Annotated in this window: 19 protein-coding genes; 11 read left to right on the forward strand and 8 right to left on the reverse strand. The window is 73.5% G+C overall.

Features of this window, described 5'->3' with window-relative positions; translation table 11 throughout:
* Positions 1-6: 6 nt before the first annotated feature.
* Entirely contained in the window at positions 7-1,404 is a 1,398-nt protein-coding gene (locus IE237_RS30595; protein WP_189805376.1) for a GntP family permease, read from the forward strand.
* Positions 1,405-1,457: 53 nt separating this feature from the next.
* Here the strand turns inward: IE237_RS30595 and IE237_RS30600 are convergent, their stop codons facing one another.
* Both IE237_RS30600 and IE237_RS30605 read right to left on the reverse strand, forming a co-directional pair.
* A complete protein-coding gene (locus tag IE237_RS30600) occupies positions 1,458-2,342 on the reverse strand; it encodes a TIGR03619 family F420-dependent LLM class oxidoreductase (protein ID WP_189805377.1) in 885 nt (294 codons plus the stop codon).
* Positions 2,343-2,430: 88 nt separating this feature from the next.
* Positions 2,431-4,086, reverse strand: coding sequence for an FAD-binding dehydrogenase (locus IE237_RS30605; protein WP_189805378.1), 1,656 nt, complete (start codon positions 4,084-4,086; stop codon positions 2,431-2,433).
* Positions 4,087-4,168: 82 nt separating this feature from the next.
* On the opposite strand from IE237_RS30605, the gene IE237_RS30610 reads away from it, so the two are divergent.
* Genes IE237_RS30610 through IE237_RS30630 form a run of 5 tightly spaced genes read left to right on the forward strand, consistent with a single transcriptional unit; the run spans position 4,169 to position 6,865 of the window.
* The gene (locus tag IE237_RS30610) at positions 4,169-4,798 is read left to right on the forward strand and encodes a TetR/AcrR family transcriptional regulator (protein WP_189805379.1); all 630 of its coding nucleotides are present in this window, start codon (positions 4,169-4,171) and stop codon (positions 4,796-4,798) included.
* Positions 4,799-4,823: 25 nt separating this feature from the next.
* On the forward strand, positions 4,824-5,588 hold the full coding sequence (locus IE237_RS30615) for a glucose 1-dehydrogenase (RefSeq protein WP_189805380.1): 765 nt from the start codon (positions 4,824-4,826) through the stop codon (positions 5,586-5,588).
* A 12-nt stretch (positions 5,589-5,600) separates the two neighbouring features.
* The gene (locus IE237_RS30620; protein WP_189805381.1) at positions 5,601-6,131 is read left to right on the forward strand and encodes an NUDIX domain-containing protein; all 531 of its coding nucleotides are present in this window, start codon (positions 5,601-5,603) and stop codon (positions 6,129-6,131) included.
* A 24-nt stretch (positions 6,132-6,155) separates the two neighbouring features.
* Positions 6,156-6,551 (forward strand): YidH family protein, encoded by a 396-nt coding sequence (locus tag IE237_RS30625; RefSeq protein ID WP_189805382.1) that lies wholly within the window; start codon positions 6,156-6,158, stop codon positions 6,549-6,551.
* The gene (locus tag IE237_RS30630) at positions 6,548-6,865 is read left to right on the forward strand and encodes a DUF202 domain-containing protein (protein ID WP_189805383.1); all 318 of its coding nucleotides are present in this window, start codon (positions 6,548-6,550) and stop codon (positions 6,863-6,865) included. The genes IE237_RS30625 and IE237_RS30630 overlap by 4 nt, the downstream gene beginning before the upstream one ends.
* 42 nt (positions 6,866-6,907) lie before the next feature.
* Here IE237_RS30630 and IE237_RS30635 read toward each other — a convergent pair whose 3' ends face one another.
* On the reverse strand, positions 6,908-7,843 hold the full coding sequence (locus IE237_RS30635; RefSeq protein ID WP_189805384.1) for an NADP-dependent oxidoreductase: 936 nt from the start codon (positions 7,841-7,843) through the stop codon (positions 6,908-6,910).
* Between the two features lie 57 nt (positions 7,844-7,900).
* Positions 7,901-8,536 (reverse strand): NADPH-dependent F420 reductase, encoded by a 636-nt coding sequence (locus tag IE237_RS30640; RefSeq protein ID WP_189805385.1) that lies wholly within the window; start codon positions 8,534-8,536, stop codon positions 7,901-7,903.
* A gap of 70 nt (positions 8,537-8,606) precedes the next feature.
* Here IE237_RS30640 and IE237_RS30645 point away from each other — a divergent pair, with 70 nt between their 5' ends.
* From IE237_RS30645 to IE237_RS30655, 3 genes are all read left to right on the forward strand, one after another.
* Complete coding sequence (locus IE237_RS30645; protein ID WP_189805386.1) at positions 8,607-8,966, forward strand: winged helix-turn-helix transcriptional regulator; 360 nt, start codon at positions 8,607-8,609, stop codon at positions 8,964-8,966.
* Positions 8,967-9,045: 79 nt separating this feature from the next.
* Positions 9,046-9,957 (forward strand): MBL fold metallo-hydrolase, encoded by a 912-nt coding sequence (locus IE237_RS30650; protein WP_189805387.1) that lies wholly within the window; start codon positions 9,046-9,048, stop codon positions 9,955-9,957.
* Positions 9,958-10,210: 253 nt separating this feature from the next.
* Positions 10,211-10,708 (forward strand): immunoglobulin domain-containing protein, encoded by a 498-nt coding sequence (locus IE237_RS30655; RefSeq protein ID WP_189805388.1) that lies wholly within the window; start codon positions 10,211-10,213, stop codon positions 10,706-10,708.
* Positions 10,709-10,793: 85 nt separating this feature from the next.
* Here the strand turns inward: IE237_RS30655 and IE237_RS30660 are convergent, their stop codons facing one another.
* On the reverse strand, positions 10,794-12,059 hold the full coding sequence (locus tag IE237_RS30660; RefSeq protein WP_189805389.1) for an enolase C-terminal domain-like protein: 1,266 nt from the start codon (positions 12,057-12,059) through the stop codon (positions 10,794-10,796).
* Positions 12,060-12,191: 132 nt separating this feature from the next.
* Here IE237_RS30660 and IE237_RS30665 point away from each other — a divergent pair, with 132 nt between their 5' ends.
* Positions 12,192-13,214 carry a phosphotransferase gene (locus tag IE237_RS30665; protein WP_189805390.1) on the forward strand — a complete coding sequence of 341 codons (1,023 nt, stop codon included), beginning with the start codon at positions 12,192-12,194 and terminating at the stop codon, positions 13,212-13,214.
* Positions 13,215-13,220: 6 nt separating this feature from the next.
* Positions 13,221-14,435, forward strand: coding sequence for an acyl-CoA dehydrogenase family protein (locus IE237_RS30670; protein ID WP_189805391.1), 1,215 nt, complete (start codon positions 13,221-13,223; stop codon positions 14,433-14,435).
* 4 nt (positions 14,436-14,439) lie between these two features.
* Here IE237_RS30670 and IE237_RS30675 read toward each other — a convergent pair whose 3' ends face one another.
* From IE237_RS30675 to IE237_RS30685, 3 genes are all read right to left on the reverse strand, one after another.
* On the reverse strand, positions 14,440-18,996 hold the full coding sequence (locus IE237_RS30675; RefSeq protein WP_189805392.1) for an ATP-binding protein: 4,557 nt from the start codon (positions 18,994-18,996) through the stop codon (positions 14,440-14,442).
* Positions 18,997-19,039: 43 nt separating this feature from the next.
* Complete coding sequence (locus IE237_RS30680) at positions 19,040-19,633, reverse strand: TetR/AcrR family transcriptional regulator (protein ID WP_189805393.1); 594 nt, start codon at positions 19,631-19,633, stop codon at positions 19,040-19,042.
* A gap of 78 nt (positions 19,634-19,711) precedes the next feature.
* Positions 19,712-20,494, reverse strand: a complete 783-nt coding sequence (locus IE237_RS30685) for an SDR family oxidoreductase (protein ID WP_189805394.1) — start codon at positions 20,492-20,494, stop codon at positions 19,712-19,714.
* Positions 20,495-20,584 lie beyond the last annotated feature (90 nt).

Raw genomic sequence — 20,584 nt, forward strand, 5'->3', positions numbered from 1 at the left:
ACCACCGTGACCAGTCTCAGCGTCGAGACCCTGGCAGCGGACGCCGCCGAACCGATCACCTCGGCAGGCAACGCCCAGCTCGGGATCGCCGTGCTCGCCGGCATCGCCGTCATCGTCCTGCTCATCACCAAGTTCAAGCTGCACGCGTTCCTGGCGCTGACCATCGGGTCGCTGGCGCTCGGCGCGTTCGCGGGTGCCCCGCTCGCGGACACCATCAAGTCGTTCAGCACCGGACTCGGCAACACCGTGGCCGGTGTGGGCGTGCTCATCGCGCTCGGCGCGATCCTCGGCAAGCTGCTCGCCGACTCCGGCGGCGCCGACCAGATCGTGGACACGATCCTGGCGAAGACCGGCAAGCGGGCCATGCCGTGGGCGATGGTCCTGATCGCCTCCGTGATCGGTCTGCCGCTCTTCTTCGAGGTCGGCATCGTGCTGCTGATCCCGGTGGTCCTCATGGTCGCCAAGCGCGGCAACTACTCGCTGATGCGCATCGGCATCCCGGCCCTGGCCGGACTGTCCGTGATGCACGGCCTCATCCCGCCGCACCCCGGCCCGCTCGTCGCGATCGACGCGGTCGGCGCCAACCTGGGCGTGACCCTCGCGCTCGGCCTGGTCGTCGCCGTCCCCACCGTGATCATCGCCGGCCCGGTCTTCTCCAGGTACGCCGCCCGCTGGGTGGACATCCAGGCCCCGGAGAGCATGATCCCGACCCGCCCCTCCGAGGACCTGGAGAAGCGTCCCGGCTTCGGCGCCACCGTCGCGACCATCCTGCTGCCCGTCGTCCTGATGCTGGTCAAGGCGCTCGTCGACATCGTGGTCGACGACCCCGAGAACGGCGTGCAGAAGGTCACCGACGTCATCGGCTCCCCGCTGATCGCCCTGCTCGCGGCCGTCATAGTCGGGATGTTCACGCTGGGCCGGGCGGCCGGCTTCACCAAGGAGCGGCTGAACTCGACCGTCGAGAAGTCCCTCGCTCCCATCGCCGGCATCCTGCTGATCGTCGGCGCGGGCGGCGGCTTCAAGCAGACCCTGATCGACATCGGCGTCGGCCAGATGATCCTCGACTTCTCGAAGAACTGGTCGATCCCGGCCCTGCTGCTCGCCTGGCTGATCGCGGTCGCGATCCGGCTCGCGACCGGCTCGGCCACCGTGGCGACGATCTCGGCGGCCGGCCTGGTGGCCCCGCTCGCCGAGGGCATGTCGACCGGTGAGGTCTCGCTGCTCGTCCTCGCCATCGGTGCCGGCTCGCTCTTCTTCAGCCACGTCAACGACGCCGGGTTCTGGCTGGTGAAGGAGTACTTCGGCATGAACGTCGGCCAGACGATCAAGACCTGGTCGGTGATGGAGACGATCATCTCGGTCGTGGGCATCGTGTTCGTGCTGCTGCTGTCGCTGGTGCTGTAGGCGAGCCCGTACGTGCGGAGGGGCCCCGGAGATCCGGGGCCCCTCCGCCGTGCTCAGCCCCGCAGCAGGCCCAGGACCTTCACCCCGAGTTCCAGGGCCTCTTCGGGCGAGTCGACGGACTGCTGGAGGTCGACGAAGCAGCCGTCGGCGCCGGTGTCGCGCACGCCCGAGAGGACGCCGGCGATCGCGTCCGCCGTGGCTCCGGGGGCGGGGTTGTGGCGGATCTGACGGCGCAGCGCCTCCGGGTCGCGGCCCGCCTCGTCGGCGGCGCGCCGGGCCACGTCCCACAGGCCCTCGGCCGCGCCGGGCGGCAGGACGGCGCCGACCCAGCCGGCGGCGCGGCGGCCGACCCGGCGCAGGGCGGCCGGGCTGAAGCCGCCGAGGTAGACGGGCGGTCCGGCGGGCTGGACGGGGCGGAGGCCGACGTACGAGACGGGGATCGTCCAGCGGGGCCCCTCGTGTCCGAACTCCTCCCGGGTCCAGATGCCGTCGAGGACGTCGAGCAGCTCGTCCAGGAGGGCGCCGCGCCGGCCGAAGTCGGCGCCGACGGCGGTGTACTCGTCCCGCAGCCAGCCGATGCCGAGGCCGACGTCGAGGCGTCCGCCGCTGACCTGGTCGAGCGAGGTGAGGGAGCGGGCGAGCAGGGCCGGCGGGTACCACGGGCCGTTGAGGGTGCTCATGCCGAGCCGGGCGCGGGAGGTCGCGCCGGCGGCGACGGTGAGCACGGTCAGCGGGTCGAGGAAGGTCTTGTACTGAGGGGGGTACGGGTTCTCCGGTGTGTGCCCCGGATAGAGGTCGCTGGGGGCGACCGGGGTCAGGGCGCGGTCGCCGACCCAGAACGAGTCGAACCCGGCGTCCTCGGCGTCCCGCGCGAAGGCCGCGATGCGGTCGGCGCGGGCGTGGGTGCCGTACTGGGGCAGTGCGATGCCTATCTCCATGGCCTCATCCTGGCCGTCGTGACGGGCCGCGACACGAAGGGCTCGGCGTGTGACCCGCGCCACACGCCCCGGCGGGCCGGGTCCGCCGTCAGCTCACCGCCCGCGCCGCCGCTCTGCCCGCCGCGCGGCCCGAGAAGATGCAGCCGCCGAGGAAGGTGCCTTCGAGGGAGCGGTAGCCGTGGACTCCGCCGCCGCCGAAGCCGGCCGCCTCGCCCGCCGCGTACAGGCCGTCCAGGGGTTCGCCGCCCTCCGTCAGGACGCGGGAGTCGAGGTCGGTCTCCAGGCCGCCGAGGGACTTGCGGGTGAGGATGTTGAGGCGGACCGCGATCAGCGGGCCCGCCTTCGGGTCGAGGATGCGGTGCGGGGACGCCGTGCGGATGAGCTTGTCGCCCAGGTACCTGCGGGCGCCCCGCATCGCCGTGACCTGGAGGTCCTTGGTGAAGGGGTTGGCGATCTCGCGGTCGCGGGCGGTGATCTCGCGGCGCAGGGCGGCCTCGTCGATGAGGGGTTCGTCGGTGAGCGCGTTCATGCCGCGGACGAGGGCGGAGAGGTCGTTCTCGACGACGAAGTCGACGCCGTGGTCCATGAAGGCGCGCACGGGGGCCGGCACGTCGGCGCGGGCGCGGCCGAGGACGTCACGGACGGACTTGCCCGTGAGGTCGGGGTTCTGTTCGGAGCCGGAGAGGGCGAACTCCTTGCCGATGATGCGCTTGTCGAGGACGAACCAGGTGTGGTCGTGGCCGGTCCGCATGATGTGTTCGAGGGTGCCGAGGGTGTCGAAGCCCGGGAAGAGCGGGACGGGCAGCCGCTTGCCGGTCGCGTCCAGCCAGAGGGAGGACGGTCCGGGCAGGATGCGGATGCCGTGGCGGGCCCAGATGGGGTTCCAGTTCTCGATGCCCTCGGTGTAGTGCCACATCCGGTCGCGGTTGATGTGGCGGGCGCCGGCCTTCTCGGCGACGCCGAGCATCAGTCCGTCGACGTGGGCGGGGACGCCGGAGAGCAGCTTGGCGGGCGGGGTGCCGAGCCGGGCGGGCCACTGCGCGCGGACGAGGTCGTGGTTGCCGCCGATGCCGCCGGAGGTGACGATCACGGCCTGGGCCCGCAGTTCGAAGGCGCCCGTGGTCTCGCGGCTCGACGCGGTGCCGCGGGCGGCCGTGGAGGGGGCCAGGATCTCGCCGGAGACCGTGTCGACCGTTCCGGCCGTGCGGCCGAGACCGGTGACGCGGTGGCGGAAGCGGAGGTCGACGAGGCCGCGGGCGGCACCCTCGCGGACCTTGCGCTCGAAGGGGGCGACGAGGCCGGGTCCGGTGCCCCAGGTGATGTGGAAGCGGGGGACGGAGTTGCCGTGGCCGTTCGCGTCGTAGCCGCCGCGCTCGGCCCATCCGACGACGGGGAAGAAGCGCACCCCGCGCGCGTGGAGCCAGGCGCGCTTCTCGCCGGCGGCGAAGTCGACGTACGCCTCGGCCCACTTCCTCGGCCAGTGGTCCTCGGTGCGGTCGAAGCCCGCGGTGCCGAACCAGTCCTGGAGGGCCAGGGCGTGGCTGTCCTTGACGCGCATCCTGCGCTGTTCGGGCGAGTCGACGAGGAACAGGCCGCCGAAGGACCAGTGGGCCTGGCCGCCGAGGGACTGCTCGGGTTCCTGGTCGAGGAGGATCACGGTGCGGCCGGCGTCCACCAGCTCGGCGGTGGCGACGAGGCCGGCGAGGCCCGCCCCGATCACGATCACATCAGCGTCGTAGGACATGGACCGCATCTTGGATACACGAATGTATCGAGTCAACAGTCCGGCCTTTTCCTTTCCTAATGTCGAGCATTAATATGACGGTATGGCGAGGACGTCGGGACCCGAGACCCGGGAGAAACTGATCCGCGCGGCGGAGGAGCTCTTCGCCGCACAGGGCGTCGACGGCGCACAGCTCCGGGACGTCGTGGCGCTGGCCGGACAGGCCAACCCCTCCGCGGTGCAGTACCACTTCGGCTCGCGCGCCGGGCTGCTCGACGCGGTCATGGCCGGCCGCCAGACCCGCACGGAACAGGTGCTCGCCCCCCTCCTCGACGGCGCCGGCGAGGACCTGAGGCAGCTGGTCGCCGCGCTCGTCACCGCCGAGGCGAGCGAGCTGCGCACCGACCGGGGCCGCCGCTGCCTGCGGATCTCCGCGCAGCTCAGCCACGAGAGCGGCATCCGCACCCGCATCCCCCATCCCACGCTCGCCGGCACCGGCTACTGGCGCCTGATCGAGCGGATCGCGGACCGCCTGGCCGACGGCGGGCTCCCCGAGCCGCTGCTCCTGGAGCGCCTCGACCTGGCGCTGACCGTGGTGGGCGCGGCCATGGCGGACCGGGCCCGGCAGTACCTCGACGGCGCCGAGCCCCTCACGGACGAGCCGCTCTTCCTCGCCGACCTCGTCGAGACCACCACCGCGCTTCTCCGGGCCGCACAGCCCCGGAGCGTCTGAAACACCCCCGAAGGGACCTCCTCTCATGAACGACCTCACCGGCAAGACCGTGCTCATCACCGGCGGCGCCCGCGGCCTGGGCGCCGAGGCCGCCCGGCTGGCCGTGGCCTCCGGCGCGAACGTCGTGATCACCGACGTCCTCGACGAGGACGGCAAGGCCACGGCCGAGGCGCTCGGCGACCGGGCCCGCTTCCTCCACCACGACGTGACCTCCGAGGAGGAGTGGGCGGCGGCCGTCGCCTTCGCGGTGGCGGAGTTCGGCGGTCTGCACGGCCTGGTGAACAACGCCGGCATCTCCACCGGCGCGTTCCTGGAGACCGAGTCCGTCGAGCACTTCCGCAAGGTCCTCGACATCAACCTGACCGGTGTCTTCATCGGCATGAAGGCCGCGATCCCGGCGATGAAGGAGGCCGGCGGCGGCTCGATCGTCAACATCTCCTCGGCCGCGGGTCTGATGGGCCTGGCCCTGACCGCCGGGTACGGCGCCTCCAAGTGGGGCGTGCGCGGCCTGACGAAGATCGGCGCGGTGGAGCTCGGCACGGCGAAGATCCGCGTCAACTCCGTCCACCCCGGTATGACGTACACCCCGATGACCGCCTCCGTCGGCATCGAGCGCGGCGAGGGCAAGTACCCGAACACGCCGATGGGCCGGGTCGGCGAGGCCGACGAGATCGCGGGCGCGGTCGTCTTCCTGCTCTCCGACGCCGCCTCGTACGTGACGGGCGCGGAGCTGGCCGTGGACGGCGGCTGGACGACCGGCCCGACCGTCAAGTACGTCATGGGGCAGTGATTTCATGGGGGCATGAGCGCCTCCGAGGAGATTCTCGACGTCGTCGACGAGCACGACCGGGTGGTCGGGCGGGCCCCGCGCGGCGAGGTCTACGCACGGGGCCTGATCCATCGCTGCGTCTTCGTCCGGGTCCGCGACGCCGGGGGCAGGGTCTTCGTCCACCGCAGGACGCCGACGAAGCTGGTCTTCCCCTCGATGTACGACATGTTCGTCGGCGGGGTCGTCGGCGCGGGCGAGTCCTACGACGAGGCCGCGCTGCGGGAGGCCGAGGAGGAGCTCGGGGTCTCCGGGCTGCCCCGCCCCGAGCCGGTGCTGCGCTTCCTGTACGACTCCGGGGGCGTGGCCGGGAAGTGGTGGTCTGCGGTCTACGAGGTGCGCTGCGAGCTGCCGGTCAGCCCGCAGGTGGAGGAGGTCGCCTGGCACGGCTTCCTCACCGACGGGGAGCTGGCCGAGCGGCTGCCCGGCGAGCCGGGCGCCTGGGAGTGGGTGCCGGACGGCCTCGCCGCGTACGAGCTGCTGCGCGGTGCGCGTCCGGCGGGGTGATCGTCCGGCCGTTAGGGTGCACGGGTGAGCGATTTCGTGCAGAGCCTGCGGCTGTGGTTCGCGCCGCAGCGGATCCGGGACGAGGGCGAGACCCCCGACTACCGGTTCTCCCTCGCCAACGAACGGACCTTCCTGGCCTGGATCCGGACCGCGCTCGCCCTCGTCGGCGGAGGCTTCGCCGTCGACCAGTTCCTGCCGGACCTGCGCTGGGGCGTGCGCGTCGGGCTCGCGCTCGCGCTGCTGGCCGGCGGCGTGCTGTGCGCCCTGCGGGCGGTGAACCACTGGGTGCGCTGCGAGCGGGCGATGCGGCGCGGCGAGGACCTGCCGGTGTCCCGGTTCCCGGCGGTGCTCAGCCTCTCCGTGGCCGTCGTGGCGCTGGCGATGGTGGTCCTCGTCGTCTTCGGCTGGGCCGGGCGGTGAACGCGGCGGCCGAGGCCCGGGATCCCGGGCTCCAGCCGGAGCGGACCCGGCTCGCGTGGCGGCGTACGACCCTGTCGTGCACGGTCGTCGCGGTGCTCGCCGTGAAGCTGACCGTCAGCGACGAGATCACGGCGAAGGAACTGACCGGGCTCGCGCTCTCGTCCCTGGTGTGGGTCGCCTTCCTGGCCGTGGCCCACCGCCGGATCCGTGCCCTGGGGGCGGCGCGGCCGCTCCCGCTCTCCCACCGGGGCGCGCTGCTCGCGGCGGTGTGCACGATCGCGCTCGCGGTCTTCGGGGCGGCGGTGATCTGGTGAGGCGGTCCTGGGGCGAGCCAGGCGGGACTTTCCGGACACGTCCTACGGGACGGTCACCACGACCTTGCCGTTGAGGCCGCCCGCCGCGTTGGCGCGCTGGGCCTCGGCCGCCTGTTCCAGGGGGAACGACCTGGCCACCCGTACGGTGAGGACGCCCGCGTCGGCCAGATCGGCGAGGGCCGCGAGGTCGGCGGCGTCGGGGCGGACCCAGAAGTAGCGGCCGCCGAGGGCGAGGACCTCGCCGTCGGCGATCGAGGCCAGGCGTCCCTGCGGGGCGAGGAGCCGGGCGGAGAGCTTCAGGAACGGGCCCCCGATGGTGTCGAGCACGGCGTCCACGCCCAGCGGGGCGAGGGCCCGGACCTGGTCGGAGAACGTCTCCTCGTCGTAGCGGACGGGCTCGGCGCCGAGCTCCGCGACCCGCTCCAGGCCGGCGTCCCTGGCCGCGCCGATGACCCGGCAGCCGAGGTGGCGGGCGATCTGCACGGCCATCGAGCCGACCCCGCCGGCCGCCGCGTGCACGAGGACGGTCTCGCCGGGGCGTACCGCGAGGGCCTGGTCCTGATGCAGCACCTGGTACGCGGTGAGGCCGGCGAGCGGGAGGGCCGCGGCCTCCTCGAAGTCGAAGGTGCGGGGCTTGCGGGCGAGGGTGCGGACGGGGGCGGCGACGTACTCGGCGAAGGTGCCCCGGGAGAGGAAGTCCTCGCGGACGTACCCCATGACCTCGTCGCCGACGGCGAACTCGGGTACGGAGACGCCGAGCCGGACGACGACGCCGGAGACGTCCCAGCCGGGGACGACGGGGAAGACCGCGTCCATCATGCCGTCGAGGTATCCGGCCTGGCACTTCCAGTCGACCGGGTTCACGGCGGCCGCCCGCACCTCGATCAGGACCGCGTCCGGTCCGATCTTGGGCTCGGGCAGCTCGCCGTACTCCAGGACCTCGGGCCCGCCGTACCGCCTGTAGCTGATCGCCTTCATACCTCCGACCCTCGGTGCGTCCGGTCCCGTCCGCAAGCCGGGGCGGCGGCCGTCCCGTCAGCCGCCGAGTGCCGCCGGCGGCGGGAGCATGGCGCGCGGGTCGCGGCCCGAGGTCCAGAGGCCGATGAGGAAGGCGGTGGCCGCCTCCAGGAGGTCCGCGTGGGCCAGCGGGCCGGCGACGAAGGGGGCGCAGCCCAGGTCGGAGGCGAGGGTGGAGACGAGCGCGAGCGCCTCCTCGTCGTCCCCGCAGAGGGGGACGGCGACCGGTCCGTCCGCGAAGACGGGCGGGGTACGGCTCCACACCGCGGGCGTGAGGTGGTTGAAGGCCTTGACCACCCGGGCGCCGGTGGCGGCGGCGAGCGCCCGTGCGGCGCCGGGGCCCTCTCCGGTGGTGAGGACGGGGCCCGGGCCGACCGCGTTGGTGCAGTCGATCAGGATCCGCCCGTCGAACGAGCCTGCGGTCCCCGCCGTCCCGAGGACCGGCAGGACCGCGTCGTACGGCAGCGCCAGGAGGCTCGCCTCGCCGAAGCGGGCGGCCTCGGCGAGGGTGCCCGGCCTGGCCCCCGTGCTCGCGGCCAGCGCGGCGGTCCGCTCCGCGTCCCGTCCGCCGACGAGCACCTCGTGGCCCGCCCGGGCCCATCCTCCGCCGAGCGCCCGTGCCATCGCTCCCGTGCCCAGTACTCCCACCCGCATGGGGCGTCCTCCCTCACGTACCGTTGTGCGTGCTGTCGTGAACGACCGTAGGCAGGGGGCGACTTACCGCATGGTTCCCGACCGGCTTCTCGCGGACTGCCGGGCGCGGCTCGGCTTCGACCTGCTCGCCCACACCTGGAACGGGGTCGTGCTGTACGCGCTCGCGGAGGGGCCGCGCCGGCCCGGCGAGCTGCGGACGGCGATCGGCGGGATCAGCGCGAAGGTGCTGACGCAGACGCTGCGGCGCCTCGAGGGGTACGCGCTGGTGGAACGGCGGGCGTTCGAGGAGACGCCGCCCCGGGTCGAGTACGCGCTGACCGCGCTCGGGCGTTCGCTGCTCGGGCCGATCGAGGCGCTGGGCCGGTGGTCGGCGGAGTACGGGGACGCGTTCGTGGCGGCGCAGGGGTGGGACGAGGAGGAAGCGGGATGAACGGTTCCGGGTTTTCAGCGGCGGGCGGCGCCTGGCACTCTTCCCCTGTCCAGTCGGGCTCTCATCCGGGGGAATTCCTTTGTCTGCCACCGATCCCTATGTGGTCGCGCTCGCTCCGCACGTGCACGCCTTCGTCCAGCCCGACGGCGGCTGGTGCCTGAACAACGCCGGGTTCATCGGCGACACGGACGAGTCGCTGCTCGTCGACACCGCCGCCACCGAACGCCGTGCGCGGCTGCTGCGCGAGGCGGTGCTCGCCGAGGGCCTGCCGCTGCCGCGGACCATCGTCACCACCCACCACCACGGCGACCACACCTACGGCAACGGGGTGTTCAGCCCGGAGGCGCGGATCGTGGGACACGAGAACTGCCGGTCCGAGCAGCTCGCGGCCGGGCACCAGCTCCATCTGCTGTGGCCGCAGACCGACTTCGGGCGGGTCGACATCCTGCCGCCCACCGTGACGTACAGCGAGCGGCTCACGCTGTACGTCGGCGGGATCGAGGTGCGGGTGATCCACCCGGGCGCCGCGCACACCACGGGCGACTCGATCGTCCATCTCCCGGAGCAGGGCGTCGTGTTCACCGGCGACCTGGTCTTCCACGGGGGGACGCCGTTCCTGCCGATGGGTTCGCTGGCCGGTTCGCTGCGCGCGCTCGACCTGCTGCGCTCCCTCGACGCGCCGACGGTGGTGCCGGGGCACGGGCGGGTGACCGACCCCTCGGTGTACGACACCACGGAGCGGTACCTGCGCTGGGTGGGGGAGCTGGCCTCCGAGGGGTACGCGAAGGGCGAGACGCCGCTGGAGACGGCACGGCGGGCGGAGCCGGGCGAGTTCGCGGCGTGGCGGGAGAGCGAGCGGCTCGTGGCGAACCTGCACCGTGCGTACGCGGAGCTGGAGGGGCTGCCGGAGGGCGCGCCGCTGGACCCGGTGGCGGTGTTCGGGGACATGGCGGCGATGAACGGCGGGGTTCCGGTGGCCTGTCACGCATAGTGGCCGGGCCGGGCCCGAATCGACAGGCCAGGTGGGCCGCGAGAGGATGGAAGGGCTTGAGGTCCCTCAGGGCCGCCACGGATGGGGTGGGCAGCCGTACGAGGACGGGGCCGTGGACGGCCCCACCCGCTCGCGTCGAAGAGACGCGGATACCTGTTCATCGCTGCGCCCCTCCGTGCCTTCAACCTCTCGGCCCGTGCCCGAGGGTGCGAGCCTGCCACCGGAGGGAAGAAAAGTGACCAGGAAAATCCGCTTGGCCGTGTTGGCTCCGCTGACCATCTCCTCGCTGCTGCTGGGGTCCGTGGCGCTCACCATGAGCTCGGCGCAGGCAGTGCCGTCGGCCACCTGCACGGTGACGGACAGCAAGACGGCGGGCAAGTTCGACGTCTCGGGCAAGGGCTGGAAGCCCGGGAAGACGATCTTCCTCGAAGCCAACAACACCCACACCTCGTCCCTGAAGACGAATGCCAACGGCGAGTTCTCCAGCACCGGCTTCTTCCCCGCGGGCGCCACGATCACGGCGCTCCAGCCCGGCGTTCCCGAGGCCACCTGCGGCACGGCCAAGGAGACCGACCAGAAGGACGCCCAGGAGCAGTACCGGGCGGGCTACCGGCAGGGTGTCGCCGACACGAAGGCGGACTGCAAGAAGGACGCGCCCAAGCAGGGTGTGGCCGCGCTGGACCCGAACTACGAGAAGGGCTACAACGCGGGAGCGGCGGCCGTACTGGCGTCGGCGCTCTGCAAGAAGTAGCACCCTGAAGAAGGAGCACGCCTCCGGGGCCCAGGTCGGACAGCGGTCCGGCCCGGGCCTGCCTTCTGCCCTCGACGGGCATCTTTCACCAGCGACTTGGGGTCCAGTCCGGATCCACCGCCCGCATCGCGGCCGCGTCGTCCCGGTCGCGGTACGTGCCGTCGTCCTCCAGCCAGCGGCGGTGCAGGACGGCCAGCGCCTCGCGGTCCAGGTCGACGCCGAGCCCGGGGGCGTCGGAGACCGCGAGGCGGCCCGCGCGGAAGACGGGGCGGGTGGTGACGACGTCCTCCGTCTGCCACGGGTAGTGGGTGTCGCAGGCGTGGTGGAGGCCGGGCAGGGTGGCGGCGACCTGGGTCATGGCGGCGAGGCTGATGCCCAGGTGGGTGTTGGAGTGCATGGAGAGCCCGACACCGAACGTCCGGCAGAGCGCGGCCAGTTCGCGGGTGCGGTGGAGTCCGCCCCAGTAGTGGTGGTCGCAGAGGACGATCCGTACCGCGTTCCCGGCGAAGGCGCGCGGGATCTCCTCGAAGGTGGTCACGCACATGTTGGTGGCGAGCGGGAGGTCCGTGCGGGCGGCGATCTCGGCCATGGCGGCGGTGCCGCTCGCCGGGTCCTCCAGGTACTCCAGGACGTCCTTCAGTTCACGGGCGACGGCGAGCGAGGTCTCCACGGACCAGGCCCCGTTGGGGTCGAGGCGGAGCGGGCGGCCGGGGAAGGCCTCGGCGAGCGCCCGGATCGCGGCGATCTCCCGCTCGGGCTCGAACACGCCGCCCTTGAGCTTGAAGGAGCGGAAGCCGTACTCCCGGTCGAAGCGGCGGGCCTGGGCGACCACGCCGGCCGGGTCGAGGGCGGCGCCCCAGTCGTCCGTGCCCGCCCACTTGTGGAAGAGGTACGCGCTGTACTCGACCTCGTCCCTGACCTTGCCGCCGAGGAGGGCGTGGACGGGCAGTCCGAGGGTCTTGCCGAGGGCGTCGAGGCAGGCGGTCTCGAAGGCGGAGACCACGGAGAGGCGGAGCTTGTCGGCGGTACGGACCCCGCGCAGGCCGCTCGCGTCGACCCCCGCGTCCGCGTCCTGCCGCGGCGCGCCCGCGGTCTCGGCCGCCAGAGCGAAGAGACCGTTCACATCCGTGACCATCCGGCCCGGAAGTGCCTCGGCCAGGGGCCGGGCGAGACCGAGGTAGACGCCGTCGCCGTACGTCTCGCCGAGTCCGCTCACCCCTCCCCTGGTGATCACTTCGACCACCAGTCGGGGCGTGAAGGGCTGGTGGACGCCCTGGGTGTTGAGGAGGGGCGGGTCGGAGATGAGGATCGGGGTCAGCCGGACTTCGTCGACGATCAGCTTCGCATCCATATGTGAACTCTATTCAGCCATGCGACCGACCACCAGAGCGCGGGACACGCTTTCCCGGCACCCCCCTGGACGACATACCGACTGGTCGGTCATCATGAACGCCGACCGAAGCCGATCCGGAGGTACGCACGCATGAGTTCCGCCCCGCCGCCAGGACTCGACCCCGAGCAGCTGCGCCGATTCCTCGACCGCGAGCGGCCCGGACTGGTGTCCGGCCCCCTCGAAGCACGGCTGATCGAGGGCGGCCGGTCGAACCTGACGTACATCGTGAGCGACGGCACCGGCCGCTGGGTGGTCCGCCGGCCCCCGCTCGGCCACGTCCTCGCCACCGCCCACGACATGCGGCGCGAGCACCGCGTCATCAGCGCCCTGCACGCGACGGACGTGCCCGTGCCCGGGACGGTCCTGCTCTGCGAGGACGACTCGGTGCTCGGCGCGCCGTTCTACGTCATGGAGTTCGTCGACGGGACGCCGTACCGCTCGGCCCGCCAGCTCGCCCCGCTCGGCCCCGAGCGCACCCGTGCCGCCGTCCTCGGCCTGGTCGACACGCTCGTCGACCTGCACGCCGTCGACCCGGCGGCGGTGGGCCTGGGCGACTTCGGGCGCCCCGAGGGCTTCCTCGACCGGCAGCTCCGCCGCTGGGGCAAGCAGCTCGACGCCTCGCGCGGCCGCGAGCTCCCGGGAATCGAGGAGCTCCACGCGGCCCTCGGGCGCGCGCTGCCCGCCTCTCCCCCGCCGACCGTGATCCACGGCGACTACCGGCTCGACAACGTCCTGGTCGGCGAGGACGACCGGATCCGGGCCGTCCTCGACTGGGAGATGTCCACCCTCGGCGACCCGCTCACCGACCTCGGCCTCCTCGTCATGTACAGCACGCCGCTCGACCTGCCGGACTCCCCCATCTCCACCACCGCCACGGCCCCCGGGCATCCGAGCGCCGCCGAGCTGGTCGAGCGCTACGCGGCCCGCTCGGGCCGCGACACCTCCGCCCTCGCCTGGTACACGGCCTTCGCCTGGTTCAAGCTCGCCGTGATCCTGGAGGGCATCCACTACCGGTGGACCCTCGGGCAGACCGTCGGCGCCGGCTTCGACCGCATCGGCGAACTCGTCCCCGTCTTCATCGAGCACGGCCTGACCACCCTTCAGGAGGGCTGACCCACCATGGACTTCGCCTACGACGCGCGCACCGAGGAACTGCGCGAGAAGCTCCTCGCCTTCATGGACGAGCACGTCCACCCCGCCGAGACCGTCGCCGAGGAGCAGCGCGCGCTGCTCGCCTCCCCCTGGGACACCCCGCCGGTCGTGGAGGAGCTCAAGGCCGAGGCCAAGCGGCAGGGCCTGTGGAACCTCTTCCTTCCCGACGCCGAGTACGGTGCCGGGCTGACCAACCTCCAGTACGCACCGCTCGCCGAGATCACCGGCCGCAGCCCGCAGCTCGCCCCGACCGCGCTCAACTGCGCCGCCCCGGACACCGGGAACATGGAGCTGCTCGCCCAGTTCGGCGACGAGGCCCAGAAGAAGCAGTGGCTGGAGCCGCTCCTCTCCGGCGAGATCCGCTCGGCCTTCGCGATGACCGAGCCCGAGGTCGCCTCCTCCGACGCGACCAACATCGAGACGCGGATCCGGCGGGACGGCGACGACTACGTCGTCGACGGCCGCAAGTGGTACATCTCCGGGGCCATGAACCCCGACTGCAGGATCTTCATCGTCATGGGCAAGACCGACCCCGACGGGCCGGACCTCCGCCGTCAGCAGTCGATGATCCTGGTGCCGCGCGACACCCCCGGCGTGGAGGTGCGGCGCGCGATGCGGGTCTACGGGTACGAGGACCACTACCACGGCGGCCACGCCGAGGTGATCTTCGACGGGGTCCGGGTCCCGGCGGCGAACATCGTCGGCGAGGAGGGCGGCGGCTTCGCCATCGCGCAGGCCCGGCTCGGCCCCGGCCGCATCCACCACTGCATGCGGCTCATCGGCATGGCGGAGCGGGCGGTCGAGCTGATGTGCCGGCGCGCCGTCTCCCGTACCGCCTTCGGCAAGACGCTCGCCCAGCAGGGCGTCGTGCAGAACTGGATCGCCGACGCCCGGGTCACCATCGAGCAGCTGCGGCTCCTCGTCCTCAAGACGGCCTGGCTCATGGACACCGTCGGCAACCGGGGCGCGCACACCGAGATCCAGGCCATCAAGATCGCGACCCCGCGCGCGGTCGTCGACATCATCGACAAGGCCGTGCAGGCGCACGGGGCGGGCGGAGTCTCGCAGGACACCCCGCTGGCCGAACTGTGGGCGGCGGCGCGGACGCTGAAGCTGGCGGACGGACCGGACGAGGTGCACCAGAGGTCCCTGGCGCGCCGGGAGCTGAAGAAGTACCTCTGACGCCTCAGGACAGGCGCAGGCAGAGGATGCCCGTGGCGGTGTGGACGCAGAGCCGTTCGTCGTCGAGCCAGTCCATGCCCAGGATCTCCCCGCCGAGGTGGATCCGGTGCAGGACCTCCGTGGTGTCGGCGGCGAACAGCGTCAGGCCGCCGTCGGCACCGGCGGTCAGGACCGTCGGGCGGCCGTTCCTGGTCTGCAGCCGGAGGGCGGTGACACGGACCCGGTCGGGGCGCGTGACGATGTCCGGCTTCCCCGCGTCCACCTTGAACGAGGCGGGGAACCGGGTGCGGACGGCGAGCTCGCCGTCGCTCGTGACGTAGCCCAGGACGGGGCCCCGCGGCCACCGGCCCAGGTCGTGGACGACCTCCACCGTCCTCAGGTGCATGGTGAAGCGGACCGTGTCGTCCGGCACCGAGCGCACCTCCAGGAAGGGCTCGGGCGGCGGCGCTTCGTCGCTGCTCCCGTCGCTCCGGTACCGGTACCCGACGACGACGGCGAAGACCCGGGCGCCGTCCGGCACGAGCCGTACCGCACGGACCACGTTCAGTCCGACGTTCACGGCATCCTTCACGCGGCCGTCGGCCGTGTGCAGGGCGAGGTGGTGCTCGCCCTTCTCGTAGTGGGTGAAACAGGCGACGAACCGGGTGGGCCCGACGCCCGGTACGGGGAAGGCACCGGCCAGTCCTCGCATGGCGGGGAAGGAGACGGGCGGCCCGCTCGACCAGAACCGCACCCCGACCGCCTGCCGCTTCCGCTGCCTCTTCCTCCTGGCCGGCGGGTCCCGGAGAAGGACCGGGGCACCCGGGTGGGCGTCGACGACCGGGCCGTCGTCCCGCGCCTCCATGCGGTCCAGCACGGCGCCGTTCGCGCCGTCCAGGAGACGCGTGCCGTCGGCGTCCCGCACGACGACGACGGGCCGGCCGGAGCGGTACCCGGCCCGGACGGTCGTCGCGGGATCGTCGGCGGCCTCCCCCTCCTCGGCCGGCGGTTCGAGGTGCCAGCCCTTGGCGGACCAGGCGTCGGCACCCAGGGAGACCAGCCGGAGCCCGTGGGGCCCCTGGCCGGCCGCGAGGAGGCGGCACACGGGCGCGTCGGTGCGGGTTCTGCCGAGGACGATGCCGTCGGCACCCCGGGCGGTCACGGCGTACTCCGTCGCCGAGAGGCACATCAGCCCGGCCCCGGACCGGGGACCGCCGGCACCCGGTCCGGACGCCGGTCCGTCGCCCGGGGCGATCAGCAGGGCGGGGCCGTGGGGGTGCCCCGACCACTCGACGAGGCGGACGGCGTCGGACCGGACGCTGGACCAGGTCCCCACCAGGGGCCCGGCCAGGGTGAGATGGGTGGCGACGGCGACCGTGTCCCGGTGGAGCGCGAGGGCCTCCACGTCACGGCCGCGCAGGGCGCGGTGCGACGTCCGCCCGACGGTCAGGGTGCCGGCGGACGCGCCGCCGAGCTCCCAGACCGTGAGGCGGGCCCTGCGCGACCTCTCGGTCCACCGGTGGACCCGGGTCACGGCCACACGGAGCCGCCCCTCGTGGTGCGCGACGGCCAGCCGGTCGCCGTCGAAGGCGCGCCACAGGAGCGACCGGCGCGCGCCCGCCCGCAGGGTGAGCGGCAGGTGTTCGCCCGATGCCGTCATCAGGGTGACCGTGCCCCGCCGGTCGAGCGCGGCGATCAGGCACTCCCCCGCGAGGTCGGTGACCGCGCAGTCCACCGTGTGGGGCGGCGCGGCCGGGGCGCCGATCAGGTCGCGGCTCTCCACGTCCCAGATCCAGATCCGTTCGGCGGTCCTCAGGGCGGCCCAGGGACGGGTGGGGCAGCCGTGGACGGCGGCGATCCGGCCCAGGTCGCCGGGGAGTTCGGCGAGGAGTTCACCGCCCTCGGCGTCCCAGGCCCGTACGGGCCCCTCGCGCTCGGCGGTCACCAGGGCGGGGCGCCCGTGCGCGGCGACGACCGCGGCACCGTCCACGCCGCCGTCGAAGGTGCCGAGGGTGGTGTAGGGCACGGGGGCGAGTTCGGCCCACTCGGTGTCCCAGGGGAGCTCGGGATACCGGTGCCGCACGGCCGCGGCGAGCTCCACGGCGCCGGACTGGAAGGCGGAGAGGCGCAGTTGGGCGGCGCGGGTGCCGGGGTCGGTGCTGCTGCGCAGGAGGGCGGCGCAGTGGGCGACGGCGCGGGCGGCGGCCCGGGCGGGCTCGGTCGTGGCCCGGTTCAGGACCCGCTGGAGGGCGGAGGTCCCGGCGGTGAGCAGGTACGCGGGGTCGAGGGCGAGGGCGTCGAGCAGCTCCGTACCCTCGGCGTGCTCGGCGAGATGGCGGCGTACGTACGGGGGCGCGGCGGCCCAGTCCCGGCGGGGCGGGCGGTCCTGGGGGCCGGGAGGGTCGTCGGGTCTGTGTGGAGCCTCGGGCCCTGGAGGGTCGTCGGGCCCGTGCGGGTGCTCCGGCCCGGGCGGGTCCTCGGGCACCTCCAGGTGCTCCCCGTGTGAGTCCTCGGGCACGTCCAGGTGCTCCCCGTGCGAGTCCTCCGGCCCGTCCAGGTCCTCCGGGGCCTGTCGGGTGTCCGGGACGAGGGCGGCCAGGGCGTGGGCGACGCGGGTGCGGGTCGTCGGGGCGAGCGTGGCGCGCAGGGCGTCCGCGTACGCCTGGTGGTAGAGCCGGTAGACGGAGCGCCCGTCGGGGTCGAGTTCCTCGACGAGGTGCTCGCCGACGGCGCCGAGCAGCCAGGCGATGTCGTCCCAGGCGAAGGCGGTGTCCGGTTCCGCCGCGCAGGCCGTCGCCATCGCGCGCCAGACGTGGTCCGGGGGAAGGCCGGGGCCCTCGGCGAGGGCGAGGGCGGACAGCAGGGCGAGGCCGCGTGCCGTGTCCGGGCCGAGCTGGTGGCGCAGGACGCGGAGGAAGGTGACGCCGGGGGTCTCCCCGACCTCGGGCACGCGCGCGTGCCAGTCGGGTGCGGTGGTGTCGACGGGCTTGGCGGCGCGGCCCAGGTAGCGGGCGGCGATCCGGGCGGAGAGGAAGCTGCCGGCGGCCCGGGCGGCGATCTCCCGGGCCACGGTCTCGGCACCGGCGTCGTCGTAGGGGCCACGGCTGCCGGGTCCGTCGGGTGCCTGGAGCAGGCGGCGGGCGTAGTCGGCGACGTCCTGGCCGCTGCTGTCCCGGAAGGCGTCGAGGTCGAGGACGGCCGGTTCGCCGTCGAACGCGTCCAGGACGTGCGGGCGGGTGCCGACGAGGAGCCGGACGCAGGGGACGCGGAGCAGCGGGCGGAGCAGTTCCGTCGTGATCCGCCGGGCCTCGGTGTCGTCGCCGTGGGCCTCGCCGGCCTCGTCGAGGGCGTCGACGATGAGGTGGAGCGGGGTGCGGCGGGCGGCGAGGGCGCCGAGGAGGGCCTGGGGGGTGGTGGCGCTGCTCCCGGCGGCGTCGGCGACCGCGGTGACGAGGTCTTCGAGGAAGCGGTGCCGGGCGTGGACGGCGGTGGGCGCGGGGGTGTCGGCCGTGCGGGCCGTGGCGCGGAGCAGGAGCTTGCCGAGGAGGGCGGACTTGCCGACGCCGGGGCCGCCGGTGACGAGGACGCCGCGGCCCCATTCGGGGTCGCCGTGGGCCAGCCAGTGGCCGACGCGGTCGAGTTCGGCGGTGCGGCCGACGAAGTACGAGCCGTGCCGTCCGGGTGCCGCGTGCTCGAAGCCCTGGCCGCGCGGGGCGAAGTGGTTCTCCAGGTCGGCGCGGCGGCGCAGGCCCTCGGGGCCGGTGCGGGCGAGCCGGGCCGCCAGTTCGGCGACGTCGCCCTCGTCGTACCGGGCCTCGGGGCGGTAGCCGGTGTTCTCGAAGGAGAAGAAGGCGTAGCCCTCGGTCTCGACGTGGGCGCGGGCGGTCTGGCGCACGCCCGCGGTCCGGTAGACGTCGTTGACGGTGTCGACGACCTGTTCCACGGAGAGGTAGCGCTGTTTGTGGGAGACGGAGAGCCGGGCGAGCGCGGTCTCGAGGGCGGCGGCGAAGACCATCGGGGAGGCGGTCTCGCCGGCCCGCGCGACGGCTATCACCGCGAAGTCGGTGAGGCGTCGGCTGCCGGCGGCGCCCTGCCGGAGGGCGGTGCGCAGCCGTTCGGCGGCGCCGGCGGCGTCGGTGCCGCCCTGTCCCGCCCAGCAGGTGTCGATGACGAGGAGGACCCGGTCGGCGCCCGATTCGAGGACGTAGCGGGTGAGGTCCTCGGCGGCGAGGGCGGTTCCGGCGAGACGGTCGGGGTGGCTGTCGGAGCAGAGCAGGTAGTGCCGCCGGTCGGGGCCCGCGAGGCCGTGGCCGGTCCAGTAGACGGCGACGGCGGTGCCGGTGGGCCGTGTCCGGTAGGCCCAGTCGAGGAGCAGGTCGCGGGTCGCGCCGAGGCCGGTGTCGGCGATCCGCTCGTCGACGCGGTAGCCGAGTCCGCCGAAGAGCCGGACGGCGGCGCGCAACTCCTCGGCGGCTAGGGGCAGTTCGGGGGCGTGCCGGTAGTCGCCGGTGCCGACGAGGACGAGCCTGCGGTCGAGGTCGACCCGCTCGTCCGTCCCGTGCGCCCCGCCCGCCCCGTCCACGGGGCCAGTTATACCGGCATCCCGCGCGGGGGTGGGAGGGGTCTCAGGGGCGGAGGGCCCGGAGGAGGAGGTCGGCGAGGTGGCCGGCGACCTCCTCGGGGGTGAGCGGGCCGTCCGGGCGGTACCAGGTGGAGAGGTGGTGCACGGAGCCGAAGTGGTAGTCGACGACGAGGTCGGCGGGGGTCGCGGTGGAGAACACCCCGGCCCGCTGGCCCTCTTCGATCAGCGCCCGGAAGCGCTCGTGGTAGCGGCGGCGCTCGGACCGCACCTGCTTGTTCTTCTCGGGGCTCAGGTGGTGCATGGAGCGGAAGAAGATGGCGGCGTCGTCGAGGTTCTCGATGGTGGTGACGACGACGTCGGCGGCGGCGGCGCGCAGCCGCTCCTCGACGGGCGCGTCGGCGTCCGCGAAGGCGTCGAGCCGCTCCTGCTGGAGGCGCAGGACCCGGGAGTAGACCTCCTGGAGGAGGTCCTCCTTGGAGCCGAAGTAGTGGTAGAGCGCACCCTTGGTGACCCCGGCGGCCTCGACGATCTCCTGGACGGAGGTGCGGTCGTAGCCCCGCTCGGCGAAGAGCCGGGTGGCGGCGGCGAGGAGTCGCTGGGGGACGGGTGCGCCGCTCCCGTCCGTCGTCCTGGCCATGCTCCGCCACCTTCCTCACTGATCGTTTTCGGTCACGGGAACGCGTTCCCGCCGGTAGATCTTCCCATCCGCCGGGGCCTACGGCTGACGGGTGCCCGTCTCCCAGGTCCGCTGGACGTGATTCATCGTGCCGAGCCACCGCTCGGGGTCGGTGGCGCGATTGCGGTAGTAGCCGGCGACCTCGGGGTGGGGCAGGACGAGGAAGCGGTCGGCCCCGATGGCGTCGACGAGGGCGTCGGCGACGTCCTCGGGCTCGATGGCCGTGGGGGCGAGGACGAGCTCGCCGGCGGATCCGGCGGCCGTGAGCATGTCCGTACGGACGCCCTGCGGGCAGATGGCGTGGACCTTGAGGCCGCGGTGGCGGTAGGTGAGGGAGAGCCATTCGGCGAAGGCGTACGCGCCGTGCTTGGAGACGCTGTACGGCGCCGCGCCGATCATGGTGAGGAGTCCGGCGGCGGAGACGGTGGAGACGAAGCGGCCGCTGCCGCGCTCCAGCCACTCCGGGAGGAGGGCGCGGGCCGCGCGCACGTGGGCCATGACGTTGACGTCCCAGGCGGCGGCCCAGACGTCCTCGTCGGCGAAGGCGTCACCGGGCGAGGAGAGTCCGGCGTTGGCGCACCAGACGTCGACGGTGCCGCCGAGGGCCTCGCGGGCCTCGTCGACGACGGCGGAGGCGTCGCCGGGGACGGGGACGGCGCCGATCTCCTCGGCGACGGCCTTGGTGCGCCCGGGGTCGAGGTCGTTGACGACGACCCGGGCCCCCTCGGCGGCGAAGCGGCGGGCGAGGGCGGCGCCGATGCCGCCGCCCGCTCCGGTGACGACGACACCGGCGCCCTGGAGCTCGTTCGTGTCCGCGGCCATGGACCCACCTCTCGGCTGTGACGGCGCGCCGTGACGGCACGCTGCGAAGACCGGGACAGACTAACCGGTCGGTATGGAGAGGCGGAAGAC

This window comes from Streptomyces tanashiensis, assembly GCF_014648895.1.
In the GTDB taxonomy this organism is placed as follows: Bacteria; Actinomycetota; Actinomycetes; order Streptomycetales; family Streptomycetaceae; genus Streptomyces; species Streptomyces tanashiensis.

Bases quoted from the DNA above. Each gene is read 5' to 3' on its own strand.
- IE237_RS30600 (WP_189805377.1), bottom strand. From the start codon at position 2,342: ATGGAGATAGGCATCGCACTGCCCCAGTACGGCACCCACGCCCGCGCC.
- IE237_RS30605 (WP_189805378.1), bottom strand. From the start codon at position 4,086: ATGTCCTACGACGCTGATGTGATCGTGATCGGGGCGGGCCTCGCCGGC.
- IE237_RS30610 (WP_189805379.1), top strand. From the start codon at position 4,169: ATGGCGAGGACGTCGGGACCCGAGACCCGGGAGAAACTGATCCGCGCG.
- IE237_RS30615 (WP_189805380.1), top strand. From the start codon at position 4,824: ATGAACGACCTCACCGGCAAGACCGTGCTCATCACCGGCGGCGCCCGC.
- IE237_RS30620 (WP_189805381.1), top strand. From the start codon at position 5,601: ATGAGCGCCTCCGAGGAGATTCTCGACGTCGTCGACGAGCACGACCGG.
- IE237_RS30635 (WP_189805384.1), bottom strand. From the start codon at position 7,843: ATGAAGGCGATCAGCTACAGGCGGTACGGCGGGCCCGAGGTCCTGGAG.
- IE237_RS30640 (WP_189805385.1), bottom strand. From the start codon at position 8,536: ATGCGGGTGGGAGTACTGGGCACGGGAGCGATGGCACGGGCGCTCGGC.
- IE237_RS30645 (WP_189805386.1), top strand. From the start codon at position 8,607: ATGGTTCCCGACCGGCTTCTCGCGGACTGCCGGGCGCGGCTCGGCTTC.
- IE237_RS30660 (WP_189805389.1), bottom strand. From the start codon at position 12,059: ATGGATGCGAAGCTGATCGTCGACGAAGTCCGGCTGACCCCGATCCTC.
- IE237_RS30665 (WP_189805390.1), top strand. From the start codon at position 12,192: ATGAGTTCCGCCCCGCCGCCAGGACTCGACCCCGAGCAGCTGCGCCGA.
- IE237_RS30670 (WP_189805391.1), top strand. From the start codon at position 13,221: ATGGACTTCGCCTACGACGCGCGCACCGAGGAACTGCGCGAGAAGCTC.
- IE237_RS30680 (WP_189805393.1), bottom strand. From the start codon at position 19,633: ATGGCCAGGACGACGGACGGGAGCGGCGCACCCGTCCCCCAGCGACTC.
- IE237_RS30685 (WP_189805394.1), bottom strand. From the start codon at position 20,494: ATGGCCGCGGACACGAACGAGCTCCAGGGCGCCGGTGTCGTCGTCACC.